Annotated in this window: 1 protein-coding gene; it reads left to right on the forward strand. The window is 53.1% G+C overall.

The genetic code is table 11. The features are described 5' to 3' along the window. Positions 1 to 115: 115 nt before the first annotated feature. Positions 116 to 945: IS4 family transposase (locus tag AOA59_RS00175; protein ID WP_143522716.1), on the forward strand; the 830-nt coding region annotated here is incomplete at its 3' end.

Genomic DNA, 945 nt, shown 5'->3' on the forward strand with positions numbered 1-945 from the left:
GACCCTGAGGAATCCCCGATTTTTCTTACGAAAAATCAAGAAGTTGGAATTATTGAAGAAGCCTGCATGAGTCGGCAACTTGGTTTGCACCACACAAAAACAAGATCCCCGACCCATGCAAGCCATCCGATTTTTACACAGAGCGCTCGCTCAAGCACTGCCTTCAATCCATTCTCGTCGCCTGACAACACTGATGAGTTGTGTCAGTTCGTTACTGCAAGGCCGCCGCTTGACGCTGACAGGGCTCGGACGTTTTATGCCAGGTCAGGCGTTTCCCAAACATGCGATCAAGCGGGTTGATCGGTTGCTGGGCAATCAACACCTCAGAGCAGAGCGCCCGCTGTTCTACTGGGTGATCCTGCGGGCATTGCTGGGGTCGGTGAAGCACCCATTAATCTTGGTTGACTGGTCCCGAATTGATGCTCCCGGTAATGCTTTTTTGTTGAGAGCCGCGATACCGCTGGCGGGGCGCTCATTTCCTATTTATGAAAGTGTTCATGAGCGCGAGGGTTGCCCAAAATATCAAAACCGCCTGCTCAAAACACTGGCTGAACTACTGCCCGATGGATGTGTTCCAGTGATGGTTACCGATGCAGGTTTCCGGCGACCATGGATGAAAGCAGTGGCTGCGCAGGGCTGGTACTACGTGGCTCGCATACGAAATCGTGAGCTATATCGTGGTGACGAAAATGAGTGGCTGCCCGTGAAAAATTTGTATGCGTTGGCCACCTCGTCACCCAAGTCGATTGGCCGGGTCGAGATGACACGTAGCGCTCCGCACCTGATCGATTTGTACTGCGTGCGACATTCAGCCAAGGGCCGCAAGCATCAACGAGTGACCGGCTCAATCGCCAAAAGTAAGCTCAGCCGACAGTCAGCCAGGCGTGAACGGGAGCCATGGTTGCTTGCCAGCAATCTTAAGCAAGGCGAATGGAATCCAGCAAA

Source organism: Pseudomonas sp. 2822-15 (assembly GCF_002742515.1).
Classification (GTDB): domain Bacteria; phylum Pseudomonadota; class Gammaproteobacteria; order Pseudomonadales; family Pseudomonadaceae; genus Aquipseudomonas; species Aquipseudomonas salomonii.